The 15,810-nt window shown below is 59.6% G+C and carries 16 protein-coding genes; 7 read left to right on the top strand and 9 right to left on the bottom strand.

The features are described 5' to 3' along the window. Positions 1–32: 32 nt before the first annotated feature. The 3 genes from AD666_RS02045 to AD666_RS02055 all read right to left on the bottom strand — a co-directional run bounded on the left by AD666_RS02045 (position 33) and on the right by AD666_RS02055 (position 3,299). Positions 33–788, bottom strand: coding sequence for a DeoR/GlpR family transcriptional regulator (locus AD666_RS02045; protein ID WP_053147060.1), 756 nt, complete (start codon positions 786–788; stop codon positions 33–35). An 83-nt stretch (positions 789–871) separates the two neighbouring features. Continuing rightward, positions 872–2,377: a glycerol kinase GlpK gene (gene glpK, locus AD666_RS02050; RefSeq protein ID WP_053147062.1), complete on the bottom strand. Its 1,506-nt coding sequence runs from the start codon at positions 2,375–2,377 to the stop codon at positions 872–874. A gap of 70 nt (positions 2,378–2,447) precedes the next feature. After that, the gene (locus AD666_RS02055) at positions 2,448–3,299 is read right to left on the bottom strand and encodes an MIP/aquaporin family protein (protein WP_053147064.1); all 852 of its coding nucleotides are present in this window, start codon (positions 3,297–3,299) and stop codon (positions 2,448–2,450) included. A 321-nt stretch (positions 3,300–3,620) separates the two neighbouring features. Between AD666_RS02055 and ybaK the strand changes: the two genes are divergently transcribed. Further along, on the top strand, positions 3,621–4,091 hold the full coding sequence (gene ybaK / locus AD666_RS02060) for a Cys-tRNA(Pro) deacylase (RefSeq protein WP_053147065.1): 471 nt from the start codon (positions 3,621–3,623) through the stop codon (positions 4,089–4,091). Positions 4,092–4,238: 147 nt separating this feature from the next. Then, positions 4,239–5,027 carry a PhzF family phenazine biosynthesis protein gene (locus AD666_RS02065; protein ID WP_053147068.1) on the top strand — a complete coding sequence of 263 codons (789 nt, stop codon included), beginning with the start codon at positions 4,239–4,241 and terminating at the stop codon, positions 5,025–5,027. Between the two features lie 222 nt (positions 5,028–5,249). Here the strand turns inward: AD666_RS02065 and AD666_RS02070 are convergent, their stop codons facing one another. Beyond that, positions 5,250–6,359 (bottom strand): ABC transporter ATP-binding protein, encoded by a 1,110-nt coding sequence (locus AD666_RS02070; protein ID WP_053147070.1) that lies wholly within the window; start codon positions 6,357–6,359, stop codon positions 5,250–5,252. Next, a complete protein-coding gene (gene argF / locus AD666_RS02075; RefSeq protein ID WP_053147072.1) occupies positions 6,356–7,276 on the bottom strand; it encodes an ornithine carbamoyltransferase in 921 nt (306 codons plus the stop codon). Before argF ends, AD666_RS02070 begins: the two co-directional genes overlap by 4 nt. 396 nt (positions 7,277–7,672) lie before the next feature. Between argF and AD666_RS02080 the strand changes: the two genes are divergently transcribed. The 3 genes from AD666_RS02080 (at position 7,673) to grxD (ending at position 10,650) form a co-directional block, all read left to right on the top strand. Then, positions 7,673–7,960, top strand: coding sequence for a hypothetical protein (locus AD666_RS02080; RefSeq protein WP_053147074.1), 288 nt, complete (start codon positions 7,673–7,675; stop codon positions 7,958–7,960). A gap of 131 nt (positions 7,961–8,091) precedes the next feature. Further along, positions 8,092–10,200, top strand: coding sequence for a molybdopterin oxidoreductase family protein (locus AD666_RS02085; protein WP_053147076.1), 2,109 nt, complete (start codon positions 8,092–8,094; stop codon positions 10,198–10,200). A 99-nt stretch (positions 10,201–10,299) separates the two neighbouring features. Continuing rightward, positions 10,300–10,650 carry a Grx4 family monothiol glutaredoxin gene (gene grxD, locus AD666_RS02090; RefSeq protein ID WP_053147078.1) on the top strand — a complete coding sequence of 117 codons (351 nt, stop codon included), beginning with the start codon at positions 10,300–10,302 and terminating at the stop codon, positions 10,648–10,650. 196 nt (positions 10,651–10,846) lie between these two features. On the opposite strand, the gene bfr is transcribed toward grxD, so the two are convergent. Both bfr and AD666_RS02100 read right to left on the bottom strand, forming a co-directional pair. Then, the gene (bfr, locus tag AD666_RS02095) at positions 10,847–11,320 is read right to left on the bottom strand and encodes a bacterioferritin (RefSeq protein ID WP_003178701.1); all 474 of its coding nucleotides are present in this window, start codon (positions 11,318–11,320) and stop codon (positions 10,847–10,849) included. A 198-nt stretch (positions 11,321–11,518) separates the two neighbouring features. Further along, positions 11,519–11,737 (bottom strand): bacterioferritin-associated ferredoxin, encoded by a 219-nt coding sequence (locus tag AD666_RS02100; protein ID WP_003178704.1) that lies wholly within the window; start codon positions 11,735–11,737, stop codon positions 11,519–11,521. Positions 11,738–12,034: 297 nt separating this feature from the next. Here AD666_RS02100 and AD666_RS02105 point away from each other — a divergent pair, with 297 nt between their 5' ends. After that, positions 12,035–12,637, top strand: coding sequence for a peroxiredoxin (locus tag AD666_RS02105; protein ID WP_053147080.1), 603 nt, complete (start codon positions 12,035–12,037; stop codon positions 12,635–12,637). 217 nt (positions 12,638–12,854) lie between these two features. Here AD666_RS02105 and rnt read toward each other — a convergent pair whose 3' ends face one another. Continuing rightward, the gene (rnt, locus tag AD666_RS02110) at positions 12,855–13,532 is read right to left on the bottom strand and encodes a ribonuclease T (RefSeq protein WP_053147082.1); all 678 of its coding nucleotides are present in this window, start codon (positions 13,530–13,532) and stop codon (positions 12,855–12,857) included. Beyond that, positions 13,529–14,575 carry a dihydroorotase gene (gene pyrC / locus AD666_RS02115; RefSeq protein WP_053147084.1) on the bottom strand — a complete coding sequence of 349 codons (1,047 nt, stop codon included), beginning with the start codon at positions 14,573–14,575 and terminating at the stop codon, positions 13,529–13,531. Before pyrC ends, rnt begins: the two co-directional genes overlap by 4 nt. Before the next feature lie 187 nt (positions 14,576–14,762). On the opposite strand from pyrC, the gene AD666_RS02120 reads away from it, so the two are divergent. Next, entirely contained in the window at positions 14,763–15,788 is a 1,026-nt protein-coding gene (locus AD666_RS02120) for an OmpA family protein (protein ID WP_053147086.1), read from the top strand. Positions 15,789–15,810: the final 22 nt, after the last annotated feature.

A 15,810-nucleotide genomic window follows, 5' to 3' on the forward strand; every position in this document is an offset into this window, starting at 1 on the left:
AAATCCCCTCGCCAGAGGGTGCCGGGAGGGCGTCAGACCACTTCCAGCCGAATCTTGTGCTGGGTCAACAGTTGCGCCAGGGCCGGTACCGGTTGCTGGTCGGTCACCAGGCAATCGATCAGGCTGATGGGGCCCAGGCGGACCATGGCGTTGCGCCCGAATTTGCTGGAGTCTGCCGCCAGGATCACTTGCCGGGCATTGGCGATGATTGCCTGGGAAACCCGCACTTCCTGATAGTCGAAATCCAGCAGGCTGCCGTCTTCGTCGATACCGCTAATGCCCACCAGGGCGAAGTCCACCTTGAATTGGTTGATGAAGTCGACGCTGGCCTGGCCCACTACGCCGCCATCGCGCCGTACATTGCCGCCGGCGACCAGGACTTCGAAATCGTCCTTCGCGCTCAGAGTCGACGCCACGTGAAGGTTGTTGGTAATGACTTTGAGATGGTTGTGGTTGAGCAGTGCCCGGGCGATGGATTCGGTGGTGGTGCCGATGTTGATGAACAACGAGGCGTGGTCGGGAATCTGGGCGGCGATGGCTTCGGCGATGCGTTGTTTCTCATCGCGCATCTGATCGGCGCGCATGGCGTAGGCGGTGTTTTCGACGCTCGAGTCGTAGGCGGCGCCACCATGGTAGCGGCGCAGCAGGTTCGCCTCCGCCAATTGGTTGATGTCGCGGCGGATGGTTTGCGGGGTGACGACAAATAGTTGCGCCATTTCCTCGATGCTGACATAGCCGCGCTCGCGGACCAGCTCGAGGATTTGCTGCTGACGGGGAGGCAGATTCATGGGGCGTCCTTTGGGCTGCCATACAAAATTTGCCCATGATGCCGCAGGAATCCACTCCCGACCAGTTTCGGACCCTCAGCGACTTACTCAGCGTCTTCGTGAGGCTCCCAGTCACGGGTGCGGCTCACCGCTTTTTTCCAGCCGGCATAGAGTGCTTCCTTCGCCTGCTCGTCCAGTTGCGGTTCGAATTCGCGCTCGATCATCGCTTTACCGCGCAGCTCTTCCAGGCTGCCCCAGAAACCGCAGGCCAGGCCGGCCAGGTAAGCGGCGCCCAAGGCAGTGGTTTCGCGCATTTTCGGGCGTTCGACCGCAGTGCCCAGGATGTCGGCCTGAAATTGCATCAGGAAATTATTCGCCACCGCGCCGCCGTCAACGCGCAAGGCCTTCAGACGTTCGCCGGCATCCTGTTGCATGGCGTCGAGCACGTCGCGGGTCTGGTAGGCGATCGACTCCAGGGTCGCGCGAATGATGTGATCGACCCGTACGCCACGGGTCAGACCGAACAGCGCGCCGCGAGCATAGGGGTCCCAATAGGGCGCACCCAGCCCGGTAAAGGCCGGCACGAGGTAAACGCCGTTGCTGTCCTTGACCTTGTTGGCGAAGTATTCGGTATCGAGGGCGTCGTTGATGATCTTCAGCTCATCGCGCAACCACTGCACGGTGGAACCGCCGTTGAACACCGCGCCTTCGAGGGCGTAGGCCACTTCGCCACGTGGACCGCAGGCGATGGTGGTCAGCATGCCGTGGTTGGATTTGACGGCTTTGTCGCCGGTGTTCATCAACAGGAAACAACCTGTGCCATAGGTGTTTTTCGCCTGTCCAGGCTCCACGCACATCTGGCCGAAAAGAGCGGCCTGCTGGTCTCCGGCAATGCCGCCAATGGCGATGCCACTCTTGGTGCGACCGTAGATTTCAGACGATGACTTCACTTCCGGCAACATTTCCCGGGGAATGTCGAGGATATCCAGCATCTTCGCGTCCCATTCCAGCGAGTGGATATTGAACAGCAGGGTGCGCGATGCGTTGGTGTAGTCGGTGACATGGACCTTGCCGCCGGTAAATTTCCAGATCAACCAGCTGTCGACGGTACCGAACAGCAATTCGCCGTTGCGTGCACGCTCGCGACTGCCTTCGACATTGTCCAGGATCCACTTGAGCTTGGTACCGGAAAAGTACGGGTCGGTAACAAGGCCGGTAGTGTCGCTGATGTACTGTTCATGGCCGTCGCGCTTGAGCTGCTGGCAGATTTCGGTGCTGCGCCGGCATTGCCAGACGATGGCGTTGTAAATCGGGCGCCCGGTGGTCTTGTCCCAGACCACCGTGGTTTCACGCTGGTTAGTGATGCCGATGGCGGCAACCTGATCATGGTGCAGGCCAGCCTGGGCCAGCGCTTCGACCATGACCGCGCTCTGGGTGGCAAAGATTTCCATCGGGTCGTGTTCGACCCAGCCGGGCTGCGGGTAATGCTGGACGAATTCGCGCTGGGCGGTGCCGACCACATTGGCGTCACGATCGAAGATGATCGCCCGCGAGCTGGTCGTACCCTGATCGAGGGCAATGATGTAGTTCTTGTTCTGGATATCGGTCATGTCGATTGCCTTGGGACGTAGATAGGGGTAAAGCACCACGGTGCACAGCAAGCGATGTGCACCTACTGTTTCAAGAGATTCTGGCCTTGCCGTCAATGGCAGCGATTGCGTCCTTTGTAGCATGGGTGGCGCTGGGCAGGTGTCGGGCAATGAGCCCGCGATAAGCGGCGGCGCCCAGGCATGCACCGGCAATGGGTGCAAAAATCGGAATCAGGAAGTACGGAATATCGCGTCCGCCCGTGAGGGAAATTTCACCCCAGCCGGCGAAGAAAGTCATCAACTTGGGGCCGAAGTCCCGTGCCGGGTTCATCGCGAAGCCGGTCAGCGGTCCCATCGAGCTGCCGATCACAGCGATCAGCAGGCCGATCAACAGCGGTGCCAGCGGGCCGCGAGGCAGGCCATTGTTATCGTCGGTCAGGGACATGATCACCCCCATCAGGATGGCGGTAATGATCGTTTCCACCAGGAAAGCCTGGCCGGTGGACAGCGCCGGATGCGGGTAGGTCGAGAACACCGAGGCCAGTTCGAGGCTGGTTTGCGTGCCACGGATCATCTGGCGCGATTGTTCGAAATCGAAGAACAGATTGCTGTACAGCAGGTAGACTAGGAACGCGCCGCAAAAGGCCCCGCCCACCTGGCTGACAATGTAAAGAGGCAGTTTTCGTTTTTCGAAGTCAGTGAAGATACACAGCGCGATGCTGACAGCGGGGTTCAGATGTGCACCGGAAATGCCTGCGCTGAGGTAGATCGCCATGCTGACGCCAATGCCCCAGATGATGCTGATCTCCCAAAGGCCGAAACTGGCACCCGCGACCTTGAGCGCTGCAACGCAGCCGGTTCCGAAAAAGATCAGCAGGGCAGTCCCCAGGAATTCGGCCAGGCATTGGCTGGAAAGGGACGGCTGTTGTAAATCGGTGGTCATGCAAAACCTCGGTCTTGTTGTTGTCCGCGCCCTGGAGAAGACTTCGATGACGCGTTTTTCACCGAGGCAGGATCCCCATCCTGAACTCGGGGTGTTGCTATAGACATGAATTGCTGCTTTCAGTTTCGAAAAAATATAGACAAGAAACGCGGCTGTCAAAGGTCGAAAATGAACCATTGGTCACATTTGTACTATTCGTGGCATGAATGGATCCTGCGCTGGCCGGCCCTGGCATGAACTGGCGGTACGCCCGAAGCCTTTTGGTTGTCGATCACTTAGAATCCTGCTCACTCTTCATTGATTTTTTTGTCAGGAGCGGTCATGACCCCCGCATTGGATCTGCTTAAAAAAGTGCGCGCCGAGCATCGTATCCACAGCTATGAACACGATCCCAAAGCCGCCTCCTATGGCCTGGAGGCGGCGGAAAAACTGGCGCTGGATCCGGCGCGAGTGTTCAAGACGTTATTGGCGGCCAGCGAAAAAGGTGAGTTGCTGGTGGCAGTGGTTCCGGTGGCGGGCACCCTGGATTTGAAAGCGCTGGCCCATGCCGCCGGCGTGAAGAAAGTCGAGATGGCCGACCCGACCGCCGCGCAACGCTCGACTGGTTATCTGCTCGGCGGTATCAGCCCGCTCGGACAGAAGAAGCGCCTGCGCACGTTTATCGACAGTTCCGCCCAGCCGTTCCCCAGCATATTTGTCAGTGCAGGGCGACGTGGGTTGGAAGTGGAGCTGGCGCCTACGGTCTTGGCGGAGCATACCGGGGCGGCATTTGCGAGTATCGGCAGGGCCTGAAGTGGCCGGAAAGCTCTTCGGCACGAATAAGCAGGAGTGGCTGTCAGATATTTCATCCGCTGTAGGGTGAAATATTCGTCGATCTGTCACTGGATAACCGGCGTCCTTCCCCTTCATGCTGATACCTCTATAAGAAGGAGCAGTGCCATGCAGCTAGCGTTTCATCAGGTCGATGCGTTCAGTGACCGTCCCTTCGGCGGCAACCCGGCGATGGTCTACAGGCTCGACGCCTGGTTGGCCGATGACTTGATGCAGAACATCGCTGCGGAACATAACCTGGCCGAAACCGCGTTTCTGGTGCGCGAGGGCCTGCAATGGCATATCCGTTGGTTTACGCCGACCACCGAGGTCCCGTTGTGCGGGCACGCCACGTTGGCCAGTGCCTATGTACTGTTTGAGATCTATCACGAACCCGTCGAGCGGCTGGATTTTATCTGCAAATCCGGGCAGTTGAGCGTTACCCGCGAGGGTGATCGATTGTGGCTGGATTTTCCTGCCAGGATGCCCGGCGAAGTAGGGGCTTCCCTGGCGGTCCAGAGTGCCCTGGGCGTCGAAGCGGTGGATGTGTTGGGTTTCAACGAGCTGTTCGTGGTGCTTGAATCTGAACAGGCGGTGCTCGATTGCAAGCCGGATATGGCGGCACTTGCAAAATTGCCGTGGCCCGGCGCCATCGTCACCGCGCCAGGCAGCCGGCATGATTTTGTCTCGCGTTACTTCGCCCCGGCGATCGGCATCAACGAAGACCCGGTGACCGGGTCGACCCATTGCAGCCTGATTCCTTACTGGTCCAAGCGCCTGGGCAAGCTGGGGCTGACGGCTTATCAATGTTCGGCCCGGGGTGGGACTTTGTTCTGCCGGTTGGAAGGGGAGCGGGTGAAGATCGGTGGGAATGCGACGCTGGTGGCCAGTGGGACCTTGTCGCTAGGCTCTGTTTGAAAAGTCTTGAGACGAAGGTCAGGCAAGGCGAAAAACGGCGAGGAACGGCCGGGGTCGCGTTCGACTTTACTGGAGTAAATGAGCATTCCGAGCCGGTTTTCAACGCAGCATGAACGAGTATCAAGGCTTTTCAGACAGAGCCTAGGGTGACTGATCAAATCAATGAGGCCATTGTGGCAGCGAGCAGGCTCACTCCCACAAATGGCTTCGCATTCTCCGGTTTCAGCTGGCCGTGCTGTACCGCCGCACACCGCTTTCCACCGGTGGTAGATGCGCCGCTATGCTGCCCGAGGCCTGGAACAGCACCAAGTGCTCAGCCGCCACGCGGATGCCGACATCGGCCCCGACCTGATGATCGGCGTGGCTCGGGAAGATCGACTCCAGTTGCGCGCCCGTTGGCAGTTGCAGACGATACAGGGTCGACGCACCCAGGAAGGTCTTGCCAACTATCCTGGCGGTAAGCGGGCTGTCTGGCGCATAGACGATATCGTCCGGCCGTAGCAGTACGTCCACTGCGCCACCGATGGGCCAGGTATACGCCCGATTGCCACGCAGCACGCCCAGCTCGGTCTTGACCGACTCCGGACTCTCGAGCTGGCCGCGAATGAAATAACCCTGGCCGATAAAGCTGGCGACGAAGGGGGTCAGCGGTTCGTGGTACAGATTGTAGGGCGTATCCCACTGTTCCAGCCGGCCCTCCTTGAATACGCCGACATGGTCGCTCACGGCGAAGGCTTCTTCCTGGTCGTGGGTCACCAGGATCGCGCTGGTGCCTCGGCCCTTGAGAATGTCCCGCACTTCATGGCTGAGCTTGCGTCGCAGCTCGCCGTCGAGGTTGGAGAAGGGCTCGTCAAGCAGCAGCAGTTGCGGCTCCGGTGCCAGTGCCCGGGCCAGCGCTACACGCTGTTGCTGGCCACCGGACAATTCATGGGGGAAGCGCTTGCCCAGGTTCTTCAGGTTGACCAGCTCCAGCAACTCCCCGACCACGCGGTCCTTGTCCGGATGCTTGCGAATGCCGAAGGCAATGTTCTCGGCCACGCTCAGGTGGGGAAATAAGGCGTAGTCCTGAAACACCATGCCAATGCGGCGTTTTTCCGGGGCGAGGGTGAAGCCGGGGCGGGAAATGGTTTCCCCGGCCAGCTGGATTTCCCCTTCGTGTACCGGCTCGAAGCCGGCAATCGCGCGCAATGTCGTGGTCTTGCCACACCCGGACGAGCCGAGCAGGCAACCGATATCACCAGCGTTGAGGTGCAGGTTGAGGTTCTGAACGACCCGTTGGTCCTGATAGCCGCAAGCCAGGTTGTGCAGGTTCAGCAGCAAGGAATGGCTCATGCGTGGCGGTACGCTGGCTCGACGAGGAACTCAAGCAGCGCCTTCTGCGCGTGAAGACGGTTCTCAGCCTGATCCCAGGCGACTGCGCGCGGATCTTCCAGGATATCGAAGCTGATCTCTTCGCCGCGGTGAGCCGGCAGGCAGTGCATGAATAGGACTTCAGGGTCCGCCAGGTCGAGCAGGGCCCGGTTGACCTGCAGCGGTGCGAACAGCTTGAGGCGTTTGGCGGTTTCCTCCTCCTGGCCCATGGAGGTCCAGACGTCGGTGCTCACCAGGTGCGCACCGGCCACGGCCAGTTTCGGGTCGCGGACGATGGTTACCCGATCCCCGGCCTGGGCGAGGAGCCCAGCGTTGGGATCGTAGCCTTCGGGGCAGGCGATGCGCAGTTGGAAATCGAACTGGATCGCCGCTTCTATATAGCTGTTGCACATGTTGTTGCCATCGCCGACCCAGGCAACGGTCTTGCCCTGAATCGAGCCGCGATGTTCGAGAAAAGTTTGCATGTCAGCCAGCAACTGGCAGGGGTGAAGATCATCGGACAGGCCGTTGATCACCGGCACGCGGGAGTGGGCAGCAAACTCGGTCAGGGTGCTGTGGGCGAACGTACGGATCATCACGGCATCGAGCATGCCCGACATGACGATGGCGCAATCGCTGATGGGTTCGCCGCGGCCCAGCTGGGTGTCGCGGGGGGACAGGAAAATCGCCTGGCCGCCGAGCTGGATCATGCCGGCTTCGAACGAAATACGGGTGCGGGTCGACGATTTTTCGAAAATCATCCCCAGTACACGGTTTTTCAAGGGCTCGAACAGTACACCGCGGTTACGCAGGTCCTTGAGCTCCACGCCTCGACGGATCACGCCAAGCAACTCATCGGGCGTGAAATCCATCAGGGAGAGAAAGTGCCTTGCGCTCATTATTGACTACCTTTTGTAACTGACCGCAGATACTCAAAGCCTTGTTTGACAAGAAAACGGGCGAGACCTGCGGCAAAAGCCGCACGGGGCGACGAAAATAGGGGAAGGCGCGATATTGACATTAAATGTCGCGTATTACCAATAGTGCCATGCTTAAGAGGCGTTCAGCGGAGCCGGTGTTTCCTTACGAGGGCATTTTGAAGCCGGTTTACTGGCAGTAGCCACCTCTTTGTACACTGGCGTTGTACGGCTTGGCAATCAAGCGGGACGGGCATGACGTCGGCGCCGGTTGGTTTTGGGGCCGATCGGCTGGGGGCAGCAAGTTGTCGGACGTGTAGCATTTCCTAACGCAAGGGGCTGGGTTATAAAAGACTTCCTAGAGGCAGGAGCGTCGAAATGGATTCGAAAGAGCAACAATTGATGGAATTGCTGGGGCTGACAGCACGCTCCCTGACACACCTCACCGCTGCGATAACCTCCATGTCGTTCGAGTTGTTGCGTAGCGATGATGAGGTCATCAAGGCCACCGGACGTCGCATGATCGATCGCATGGCGACCATCAGCGGCGGGCTCGACGAGCATTGGCGTTTGATCGGCGAGTTGACCGGCGTACCCATTGCCCAGGAACAGGTGGAAACCATCGAGGAAATCCAACTGCTGGAAGCTCCCGTCGAGCAGCCCTGAGGCCACTTCATCGGCAAGCCTGATGCCCGGCAATTCACGGGACGAACGTCGCTGGCGCGGTGGAGGTACAAGGGCCATAGTTTTTGTTCCCGCGGCCAAAGTGCCCGCCACGAATAAAACAGAGGCTGGCCATGACCAAGACTCTTCATCACCGTGCATGCCATCTGTGTGAAGCCATTTGTGGCTTGACCCTGGAGACCACTGAAACCGACGGCCAAGGCCTGGTGATCACCTCGATCAAGGGCGATCCGCTGGACAGCTTCAGCCGGGGGCATATCTGCCCCAAGGCGGTGGCCTTGCAGGATATCCAGAACGATCCGGACCGGCTGCGCCAACCCATGCAACGGGTGGGCAGTGAGTGGCAACCCATCGCCTGGGAGGATGCCTTCGCGCTGGTGGCCGAACGCCTGGCGGATATCCAGGCGCGTCATGGTCAGAATGCGGTGGCGGTCTATCAGGGCAACCCCAGCGTGCATAACTATGGGCTGATGACCCACAGTAATTATTTCCTGGGCCTGCTGAAGACCCGCAGCCGTTTTTCTGCCACATCCGTGGACCAATTGCCCCATCACCTGACCAGCCACCTGATGTACGGCCACGGCCTGCTGCTGCCGATACCGGATATCGACCACACCGATTTCATGCTGATCCTGGGCGGTAATCCGTTGGCATCCAATGGCAGCATCATGACCGTGCCGGACGTTGAGAAGCGCCTCAAGGCCATCCAGGCCCGTGGCGGCAAGGTGGTGGTGGTCGATCCGCGTCGCAGCGAAACGGCCGCCATGGCGAGTCAGCATCTCTTTGTACGCCCTGGCGGCGACGCTGCACTGTTGTTCGGCTTGCTCAACACACTGTTCAGTGAGGATCTGACCCGTGAGAGCCACTTGCCGGTAGATGGCCTGGAGGATGTGCGCCTGGCCGTGGCCCCCTTCACGGCCGAGGCCATGAGCCCGTTGTGTGCGGTGCCCGCCCCGCAGATCCGTCAGTTGGCCCGGGATTTCGCGGCGGCCCCTTCAGCTGTGTGCTATGGCCGGATGGGCGTTTCGACCCAAGCGTTCGGTACGCTGTGCCATTGGCTGATCCAGGTGATCAACCTGGTGACCGGCAATCTGGACCGGGTGGGTGGCGCACTGTGCACCGAGCCGGCGGTGGATCTGGTCGCCACCACTTCGGGTGGCCATTTCAACCGCTGGCAAAGCCGCGTGTCCGGCCGTCCCGAGTACGCCGGGGAGTTACCGGTGTCGACATTGGCCGAAGAGATGCTCACCGACGGCGAAGGGCAGATTCGTGCGCTGGTCACCGTGGCCGGCAACCCGGTGTTGTCCACGCCCAACGGACGGCAACTGGAGCAGGCGCTGGATGGCCTGGAATTCATGGTCAGCGTGGACCTCTACATCAACGAAACCACACGCTACGCCGACCTCATCCTGCCTTCGACTTCGGCACTGGAAAATGATCACTACGACACCACGTTCAATCTGTTCGCGGTGCGCAATGTGACCCGCTTCAACCGGGCCATCCTGCCCAAGCCTGAAGGGGCTCTGCATGATTGGGAAATCTTCGTTGGCCTGGCCGAGGCGTTCGCCGCGAGGACCGGCAAGGCGCTCAAACCCACCCTGCCACCGGCGCAGATGATCGATCTCGGCTTGCGGGCAGGGCCATACGGAGATGCCTCGCCACATAAACTGTCCCTGGCCACCCTGTTCGACCATCCCCATGGCATTGATCTCGGTGCACTCAAGCCCAACCTGGCTTCGCGGTTGAAGACCGACAACCGGCGGGTACAGGCCGCTCCGGCAGTGATTCTCGCCGATCTGGGACGTTTCGCTGCGCTTGAGGCGCCCAAGGCGAATGAGCTGCTGCTGATTGGTCGCCGGCATGTACGCAGCAACAATTCCTGGATGCACAATTTCCATCGGTTGGTGAAGGGCAAGCCGCGCCATCAACTGCTGATGCATCCGGATGATCTCGCCAGTCGTGGGCTGAACGATGGGCAGCGGGTAAAAGTCAGCTCGCGGGTGGGCATGATTGAAGTCGAGGTGCAAGGCTGCCCCGACATGATGCAAGGCGTGGTCAGCCTGCCCCACGGTTGGGGGCACGCCCGTCCAGGGGTGCAGATGAGCATTGCCAGCGTCCAGCCTGGCACGAGCGCCAATGACCTGACCGATGATCGTCAGCTCGATGAGTTGTCCGGCAACGCGGCGCTCAATGGCGTACCGGTGACAGTGGCGGCTGCGTGAATTTGTCCCTGGAGGAGACCGAGCACCTTGCTCGGCTTTCCGTTACAATGCGCCACCGTGTCGACGACTTGAGTCGCGAAGTTTAAGCCGAGGTGCTCCATGGATATCATCGAAACCATTAAAGACCAGATTGCCAACAACACCGTCCTGCTCTACATGAAAGGCTCGCCAAACGCGCCACAGTGCGGTTTTTCGGCCAAGGCTGCCCAGGCGGTGATGGCATGTGGCGAGAAATTCGCCTACGTGGACATCCTGCAGAACCCGGAAATCCGTGCCAACCTGCCCAAGTACGCCAACTGGCCAACCTTCCCACAACTGTGGGTTGCCGGTGAGCTGGTTGGTGGCAGTGACATCATGGTTGAAATGGCTGCCGATGGCTCCCTGCAGACCACGATCAAGGAAGCAGTGGCCAAAGCAGTGGCCAAAGCGGCGGCCAAGACCGAAGCCTGATTCACCCCGAACAAATGTGGGAGCGAGCCTGCTCGCGATGAGGGCGTGTCGGTCAATGCAGTTGTGATTGATGCACCGCCATCGCGAGCAGGCTTGCTCCCACCATGGATTTGAGTTGTCCTTGGAATCCAGGCGATAAAAAGCCCCGCCTCTCGAAAGAGAGGCGGGGCTTTTTAGTGGTTTGCTTTCGAGGAAGTTATTCTTCGCCCATCTGCGATTGCAGGTAATTCTCAAGACCCACTTTGTCGATCAGGCCCAGTTGGGTTTCCAGCCAGTCGATATGCTCTTCCTCGGATTCGAGAATGTCTTCGAGCAGTTCGCGGCTACCGAAGTCGCCAACGCTTTCGCAGTGGGCGATGGCCGCTTTCAGGTCGGCATGGCCGGTTCGTTCGATACGCAGATCACACTCAAGCATTTCCCGGGTATGTTCGCCGATGTGCAACTTGCCAAGGTCCTGGACGTTGGGCAGGCCTTCGAGGAACAGGATGCGCTTGATCAGCTTGTCCGCGTGCTTCATCTCGTCGATGGATTCGTGGTACTCGTGCTTGCCCAGCTTGTTCAGGCCCCAATCTTCGTACATGCGAGCATGCAGGAAGTACTGGTTGATCGCGACCAGCTCATTGGCAAGGATCTTGTTGAGATGCTGGATGACTGTAATGTCGCCTTTCATGATGAGGCCTGCCCTGTAATAGCTGTGTATAAGGCAGAGTTTGAGCTGCGTATTTCCGAGTGTCAAACCTAAGTTATTGAATAATAAATGAAAATTAATCGGAATAAGAATGTTTGTGTTCCGCGTCTGGAAGCTAAGCTTTTGATTTTCAGACATAAAAAAACCGGACATGGAGTCCGGTTCTTTAAAAAGTCGTGTTCAGGCGGCGGTAAATTCTACTGGGTAGGGGATCGAAGCCTGGGCCGTTTGCACCTTGGCGAGGGTTTCACGTACCACTTCCTTGGCCAGGCACGCGCATTTGCCGCATTGGCTGGCTACGCCAGTGGCCTGGCGGACTTCGCGATAGCTGCAGCAACCTTCATAGATCGCTTCGCGGATCTGTCCGTCGGTGACGCCAGTGCAGAGGCAAACATACATAAGTAAGAACCGTCGCTGGTTGTGGCTTAAGTGCAATGGATCTTAATGTTAACGAGAATGATTGTCAAAGTGGTTTCCGAGATGCTCAGGCTAGAGCGGTGCCGAGCTGACGAACGGTTTTTTAGTGGCACTCTGGCGATTTTTCAATAATGCCCAAAATCCGTTGAGGACAGGCCAAACGTGCGGTGTATGATGGTCGGTCCTTGCGAAGTGGGTTCGTGTCACAGGGCTGTCGCTTGAGGGTGACAGGCTGGCGCGAACCTGAGTTTTTCACGTTATTACACCAGGAGATATCCAATGAGCGTACTCGTAGGCAAGCAAGCCCCTGACTTCACCGTTCCTGCCGTTCTCGGCAATGGCGAGATCGTCGACAGCTTTACCCTGTCCTCGGCCATCAAAGGCAAATACGGCCTGGTGTTCTTCTACCCACTGGATTTCACCTTTGTCTGCCCGTCCGAGCTGATCGCGCTGGATCACCGCATGGACGACTTCAAGGCTCGCAACGTTGAAGTGGTTGCCGTTTCGATCGACTCGCACTTCACTCACAACGCCTGGCGCAACACGCCGATCAACGGCGGCGGCATCGGCCCGGTGAAATACACCATGGCTGCCGACATGAAGCACGAAATCGCCAAGGCCTATGACGTTGAGTCCGAAGGCGGCGTGGCTTTCCGTGGCGCGTTCCTGATCGACGACAAAGGCGTGGTCCGTTCGCAGATCGTCAACGACCTGCCACTGGGCCGTAATATGGAAGAGCTGATCCGTCTGGTCGACGCGCTGCAATTCCACGAAGAGCACGGCGAAGTGTGCCCTGCCAACTGGAAAAAAGGCGACAAAGGCATGACCGCTTCCCCAGAAGGTGTTGCTGCCTATCTGGAACAGCACGGCGACAAGCTGTAAGCGAATCAGGCATAAAAAAACCGGCCCTCGATGGGCCGGTTTTTTTATGGGGAAAAATCTGCAGGAGCGCTGTGGATCAAGGCCTATGGGAGCCCTGTGGGAGCAAAGCTTGCTCGCGATGCGAGCGCCTCGTTTTCCTTGAAAGATCGCGTCGCTTTCATCGCGGGCAAGCCTTGCTCCCACAGGCCTTGCACCTACCGACTTCCGTCCTGTGGCCTCAGTCGTCGAAATCCTGCCAGCCGCCCATTTCCTTCCAGCGATTGACGATTCCGCAAAACAGCTCGGCGGTTTTTTCGGTGTCGTAGCGGGCCGAGTGCGCCTCACGACCGTCAAAATCGATGTCGGCCGCCTGACAGGCCTTGGCCAGCACGGTCTGGCCGTACGCCAGGCCGGCCAGCGTCGCGGTGTCGAAGCTGGAGAATGGGTGGAACGGGTTGCGCTTCATGTCCAGGCGAGCAACGGCTGCGTTGAGAAAACCCAGGTCGAAGCTGCTGTTATGACCCACCAGGATCGCACGCTTGCAGCCGTTGGCCTTGAGCGCCTTGCGTACGCCGCGGAAGATGTCGGTCAGTGCCGTTTCTTCACTCACCGCCATGCGCAACGGGTGGTCGAGCTTGATCCCGGTGAACTCCAGGGCCGCCGCTTCTATGTTGGCGCCTTCGAACGGCTCGACGCGGAAGAAGTAGGTGTGGTCGGGGAACACAAAGCCTTTTTCGTCCATGCCGATGGTGGTCGCCGCGATTTCCAACAACGCATCGGTGGCGGAGTTGAAGCCGCCGGTTTCTACGTCGACGACCACCGGCAGGTAACCCCGGAACCGGGCTGCCATGGGGTGACGGGCGCCGCCCGAACCCGCGTTGCCGTCCAGTTCGTCGTCGAAATGCTCTTCACTCACGCGGTTTCCTCCAACAGGCGCCAGCGCAGTTTTTCACCGGCGCGCAGCGGAATGACAGTCTGCTCGCCGAAGGGCAGGCTGGCGGGGGCGGTCCACTCATCGCGGACCAGGGTAATGCGATCGGTGTTCACTGGCAGACCATAGAAACGCGGCCCGTGCAGGCTGGCAAAGCCTTCGAGCTTGTCCAGTGCATTGCGCTGCTCGAACGCCTCGGCATACATCTCGATAGCAGCGTAAGCGGTGTAGCAACCGGCACAACCGCACGCGGCTTCCTTGGCATGGCGGGCGTGGGGCGCCGAGTCCGTCCCGAGGAAAAACTTGGCGCTGCCGCTGGTGGCTGCTTCGAGCAGGGCCTCTTGATGGGTGTTGCGCTTGAGGATCGGCAGGCAATAGAAATGTGGCCGGATTCCACCCACCAGCATGTGGTTGCGGTTGTACAGCAGGTGATGGGCGGTGATGGTCGCGCCGACGTTGGCCGGTGCCTCGTTGACGAACTGCACGGCATCGCCGGTGGTGATGTGTTCGAACACCACCTTGAGCGTCGGGAAGCGCTCGACAACGCGGCGCATATGCTCATCGATGAAGATCTTCTCGCGATCGAACACGTCGACTTCGCCGCGAGTGACTTCACCATGGATCAGCAAGGGCATCCCGACCTCGGCCATGGCCTCCAGTGCCGGGAAGATCTTGTCGATGCTGGTGACACCGGAATCCGAGTTCGTCGTGGCGCCAGCCGGGTACAGCTTGGCGGCATGGACGAAACCACTGGCCTTGGCGTCGCGGATTTCCTCTGGTTGGGTACGATCGGTGAGGTAGAGCACCATCAACGGCTCGAAGCGGCTGCCGGCCGGGCGTGCTGCGAGGATACGCTGGCGATAGCCATCGGCCTCGGTGGCGTTGCGCACGGGCGGAACCAGGTTAGGCATGATGATCGCGCGCCCGAAGGTGCGCGCGACATCGGCGACGGTATGGGTCAACACAGCACCATCGCGAAGATGAATATGCCAGTCGTCGGGACGCAGCAGGGTCAGGCGGTCGGACATGGGGGGCTTCCAGGCGGGTCAAACTGTGGGGAATGCTACCGGAAAAGACAGATACAGGCACCCGCTATCAAGTTTTGCCACAAGTTACCGATAGCCCTTCCAGGTATGTCATTAATTCGTGCAGTGTGCCGGCCCGGCCATGCCCTTAGCGTGTATCGATTTTGTATAAAAGCCAGTGGAGCCTCCCGTGCGCCAGCGTTATCTAGCCTTGCTCAGTGTGTTTGCCAGCCTTCCCGCCATGGCGCTCACTTTCCAGACTCGTCTGGAGAGCATTGAGTGGACGGTCGAAGGTGACAAGTTCGAGTGCCGGCTCAGCCAGCCGATCACCGATTTCGGCAGCGGCGAGTTCGTGCGCCGGGCTGGTGAACAGGCCACGTTCCGGCTCAAGGTCTATAACCCGATGCTCGGTGGCGGATCCGCGACCTTGCTGGCCGCCGCTGCGCCGTGGCAACCGGGACGAGGCGACATCAATCTCGGCTCGGTCAGGCTCGGCAGTGGCGATGTGCTGTTCAACAGTTCCCAGGTCCAGGCGGGTCGGCTGATCAGCGGGTTGATGGAAGGCCGTAGCCCAGTGGTGCGCCGTAACACCGAGGACGGGCGGGTATCGGAAGTCCGGTTGCTGCCGGTACGCTTCAACAAGGCTTTCAGCGACTATCAAGGCTGCGTGGCGAAGCTGCTGCCCAAGAACTTCGAGCAGATCAAGCAGACCCAGATCGGCTTTCCTGGCGAAGAAGTCGAACTCGATGCGCGTGCCAAGGCTCAGTTGCAGGTGATGCTCGATTTCATCAAGGCTGACCCGAGCGTCAATCACGTCGAGCTTGACGGTCATTCCGACAACAGTGGCAACCGCTTGACTAACCGTGAGCTGTCACGCCGCAGGGCTCTGGCCGTACAGGAGTTTTTCAAGGCCAATGGTTTCCAGGAATCGCAGATTACCGTGCGATTTCATGGCGAGCGCTATCCTCTGGTTCCCAATACCAATGCGGCTAACCGCGCCAAGAACCGCCGCGTGGTCGTCCAGTTGTCGCGCGTATCCCCGACCGAAGCGCTGACACCCCAACCGGCCGCTCAGCCTGCACCATCCGTGCCTGCCGCGCCTCCTGTCCAGAAACCCGCCCCCACGGCTGCTCCGACCAAGGCTCCGGCACCGGCCGCCGCTCCGGCCAAGACCGCGGCACCGGCGCCCGTTCCGGCAACTGCACGAACCTCCTGACTCAATAGGGTCGTCGCGCGCT

It is taken from the genome of Pseudomonas sp. Pf153 (assembly GCF_001269775.1).
Taxonomy (GTDB): domain Bacteria; phylum Pseudomonadota; class Gammaproteobacteria; order Pseudomonadales; family Pseudomonadaceae; genus Aquipseudomonas; species Aquipseudomonas uvaldensis.